We start from the raw sequence: 4,098 nt of genomic DNA, 5'->3' as shown, positions 1-4,098 counted from the left end.
CTGGGACGCAAACATGTGGGCTGCTCACTTCGTTCGGATTTTAGCCCACACGTCTGCGCCCCTTATTTAAAAGTTATAAGCCCATAGGAGGCTGTATTAACATTATCCAACGATGGCTTCTTAAAAAGCTAAATAAAAAACCAGCACCAGACACAATCCCTCGGTCTGGTGATAAAGCTCATTCGGTGGATTGCGTCGTCATTTATGTAAGATCAATAGATGATAGTTGGACTCTACTCGTTAAAGATGTGCTGGAAAAAGGTTTTGAGGGTAAGTTTTGGAGTGGAGAAAAGGAACATACAAATGTATGTATTCCTTTTTCTTTACTTGAAAATGAAAAGCTGGATATTACCCATTTCTATGGACCTTATGATCTTAAATATAAATCACTTACCAGCTATTTTTTTGAAGGGGTTTTACCCATTGATAAATTGAAAATAGCATTTGGTAAGTTGGATCAGTTTATCTTTAATAGAAAAGGACTCATTCGCTCTGAACGAATTGATACTTTAAAAATTATCTTAGAAAAAACGATTGAAAGTCAAAATTTTAAATTCAATGAGATTTCATTAGCTACAATGTTACACACCCAAAAGTGGGTGTTTCATCCAGATAAAGAACGACAGCTTAGCTATAGTAAATTGTTGTTAGAGTCGTTAGTTGAAAGCGGTGAGTTAATAAAAGTTGATTTTCAATACAAACTTTCACCTAAAGCATTGAGTACGATATCTGATTACGAAGATGAATTGAAAAAGCACAATCAAAATTTAGCGCAATCCAAATCAATGAAATGGTTAACAATTGTGTTAATTATAGTAGCCGTAGTACAAACTACAGTAACTTACATAACTTCAACGTAAAGGGCTTATAACAAGCTAATCAACTGGACGCATTACGGTTGTCATCGTTTTTGCAAAAGAAAAACATGGCAAAAACAACGCCAACCTACGCGCCAGTTATTAGGGCGTTATGCAGGGCGAGGGACCGGGTATTGATGACTACCGAAGACTGGGCTAAGAATATCGTTGCCAACGAGTTGAGCATGCAGGTTGAAGTTCACGACGATGGCTCAGAACCTGGAATGTATGATCTTATTATTGGGGCTGCGAGTTCTCCTGAATATGCTATTGAGTGCGTTGGTGCAGTTGATTCGGTCGCAATTGAAACATGGAACATAGGCCCGGCAAAAGGGCCCATCAAAGTTCATTCATCAGGCGACTGGATTGTTTCAATTAAAAAATCAGCGAATATTAAATCGCTCAGACAAAACATCGCAGATGCGATTGGCAAATGTGAAAAATTGGGCCTTATAGAATTTTCCCCCGTTGATTGGCAAATGAGGCGTTTTAGCCTAGAAATATTCAAAAAACTAGATGGCTTAGGGATAACCTCCATTCATATGTATCGAGCTGAGGGAAGTGGTGTTGTTCACTTGACGATGGATGGTGGAGGTGGCCCAATCGATCAAAATGGAAACAATGTAGCTGATTGGATTGGAAGCTTTTTGAGCAGTTATGATAAAGCGGATGTTGTAGAAAAACTTAGAAAATCTGATGCAACGGAAAAACACGCTTTTATTCCGATTGTTCTTGGTGGAGCGCCTTGGGGAGTTGAATCATACTTTTTCGGCGAAATGAACCTTCCAAGTACAGTCCCCAAATTGCCTGAGCCAATTACAGGTGCATGGGTTGTGCTAAACGGAAAAGGGTTAAGGTACGCGAGGAATCAGTGGCATGTATTCAGTTACTAAAACGCATAACAATCGCAGGCACAGCGACAGCTTTTTCGTTTCGGCTACGCCTCCACTGCAAAGCCTCGTGTGCTGCGGGCGTTAAATGCCTTTTAAATATCAAGGAAGTTTTATGTCAGAACAAAAAAAAGCTACAAAATCACAAGACGCTAAGGAAGAAGAAAAGTCATATGATTTGTCTAAATGGGCGGATATTATTGCAATGTTTCGGGACGATTTAAGTGAAGATAAAATTAAATCGCATGTGTCTGCATACATCTCAACATTAGTCACAGAATTTGGTATGGGAAACTACTGCGTAGTGTTTCTCTTCGATGATTGGCATTCCATTTACCCGTACCATTCCAACCAGATTTACAAGGCAATTTCTGACCTTAGAAGTTCCAAAGATATTCTTTTGGTTCTACAAAGTGGAGGTGGAAAAATTGAACCTGCCTATCTTATTAGCAAAACATGTAAGCGTCTATGTAAAGACAAATTCGTTGTTAGTGTACCTCGAAGAGCTAAGTCAGCTGCAACTTTATTATCATTAGGAGCAAATGAGATTCATATGGGGTTATTGAGTGAACTCGGTCCTATTGATCCGCAGTTTGGTGGTTTCCCTGCTTCTGGTTTAGCCAACGCAATGGAAAAAATTGCTGAAATGTCTAGCAGATTTCCAGATGCGTCGGATATGTTTGCGAAATATCTTACAGATAATCTAAGTATCAGAGATTTAGGTTACTTCGAAAGAATAAATGAATCCGCTGTCCAATATGCTGAGAGATTACTCGCTGGTAAAACATTGCCCGACAACTGGGACGAAGAAAGATTAGCAGCTCACTTAACGAACCATTATAAAGATCATGGATTCGTAATCGATTCGGACGAAGCTGCCACTTTGCTAGGCAAAAGTGTAATCAAGGAATCAACCCCAGAATATGAGTTTGGAAATAGAATTTATGAATTTCTAGACTTCTTAGAGTTTTTATTCAAGGCCTTCCACCAAAAAAGAATAAGGTATGTAGGCAGTATTGATAACGGACTTGACACTTTTGATGCTGAAAACGAATAAGGCATTTAACAATCACATTAAGTCGGTCGCAAGCTCCCTGGGACAGTAACACGTGGGCTCTGTCGCTTCGCTCCTATTTTAGCCCACGTATTACTGCCCCTTATGTGGGTGTTAGCCGCGTGGCCTAATCACGAAGGGATGTCGAAAATTCAATATCTATACTTGTCATTAAACGGAATCCCCACTGAAGCCCCAGCTCTATCGGAGGGGGTGTACTTTAAGCGTGATCCACAGGGTGCCTGGTATCCAACTCAGGGTAATCATCTTTACGCAATAGACGCTGTTTGCGTTCGGCTTCATGACGCATTTGCAGAGCAAATATTCGGCGATCTTGGACGGTTTTACGAGTTCCTGAAAATCGCGCCGGAGTTTCTGTCGACAGCGGGAATGAATTCAGAAGCTGCGGTTTCCAAGGAATTATTCAACCAACTATTAGGAAAATTTCCACCTGACTTTCCGGTCAACGAAGCGTTGTACCTGTTTGACTGCCGAAAGCTTATCAGTGGTGTTCAGGAGTGCAGCAAGGAGGTGATGCAACTCCAAGGAGAGTTTTATCAGGTCCTGAACTTAGAACAGATGTTTTTCCCCAATATTGAAGAGGACGATGGGGTTCGGTACGTCACATCCCCCGTCGTGACAAAGCTCTACGCGTTACTTGGGTTTATTTACATCAGGCTCCATAGTCTTCTTGATTACGTGACGAAGCTTGCAATTGAAACTGAGAAATTGAAAAGTCAGTTTGATTCGTACCCTCGATTGGCATCAAAAAACTCGCTTTATAGTGACAGAAAAAAAGTATCGTTGAACAACCGTAAAGGTACGCTGTTCGAGACATGCCCCTTGCTCACGGAAATTGAATCCGTTCGGAATCATCTGATCCATGACGGCCTCATAGACGATATGCCTAAGGCATACAGAGTGATATCAAATGGTGAATGCGTAGAGAAATTTCTTCTGTTCCCAGACCTGGACGCAGGCGGCCGATTTGAGGCGTTTAAGAACAGAAACTTGTTCTATGGCAACGAAAACAAGATAAACCGTCGTCTCCCCGGAGTCATACAAACTTTTCAAGAACGATTGTTATCAACCTTGGAATTGTTAGAAGAAAACTTTCGAGGGAACGAGCAAATAAATGGTGCGAGTGACGGCTAACAATCGGCTGCACCGCGACCGATTTTCCGCCGCTTCGCGGCTCCAAACCGGCGTGTGAGCCGGGCGTTATACGCAATTGGTCAGAATAACTTTTTAACATCGCGATAAAAGTTTTCATGAGAGCCAAGAGCTATCAATTCAA

Annotated in this window: 4 protein-coding genes; all 4 read left to right on the top strand. The window is 41.3% G+C overall.

Going from position 1 to position 4,098, the window contains the following annotated elements; translation table 11 throughout:
- Nucleotides 1–185: 185 nt before the first annotated feature.
- The 4 genes from V5298_RS19940 to V5298_RS19925 all read left to right on the top strand — a co-directional run bounded on the left by V5298_RS19940 (nucleotide 186) and on the right by V5298_RS19925 (nucleotide 3,956).
- Nucleotides 186–860: a hypothetical protein gene (locus V5298_RS19940; RefSeq protein WP_332933174.1), complete on the top strand. Its 675-nt coding sequence runs from the start codon at nucleotides 186–188 to the stop codon at nucleotides 858–860.
- A 65-nt stretch (nucleotides 861–925) separates the two neighbouring features.
- Nucleotides 926–1,750 carry a hypothetical protein gene (locus V5298_RS19935; protein WP_332933173.1) on the top strand — a complete coding sequence of 275 codons (825 nt, stop codon included), beginning with the start codon at nucleotides 926–928 and terminating at the stop codon, nucleotides 1,748–1,750.
- Nucleotides 1,751–1,862: 112 nt separating this feature from the next.
- Nucleotides 1,863–2,804, top strand: a complete 942-nt coding sequence (locus V5298_RS19930) for an SDH family Clp fold serine proteinase (RefSeq protein ID WP_332933172.1) — start codon at nucleotides 1,863–1,865, stop codon at nucleotides 2,802–2,804.
- A gap of 138 nt (nucleotides 2,805–2,942) precedes the next feature.
- Nucleotides 2,943–3,956, top strand: a complete 1,014-nt coding sequence (locus V5298_RS19925; RefSeq protein ID WP_332933171.1) for a hypothetical protein — start codon at nucleotides 2,943–2,945, stop codon at nucleotides 3,954–3,956.
- Nucleotides 3,957–4,098: the final 142 nt, after the last annotated feature.

Origin of the sequence: Alteromonas sp. 14N.309.X.WAT.G.H12, assembly GCF_036697315.1 — a bacterium.
Taxonomy (GTDB): Bacteria; Pseudomonadota; Gammaproteobacteria; order Enterobacterales; family Alteromonadaceae; genus Alteromonas.
The sequence above is the reverse complement of the archived record's forward strand: the minus strand, read 5'-3'. Positions and strand labels throughout refer to the sequence as shown.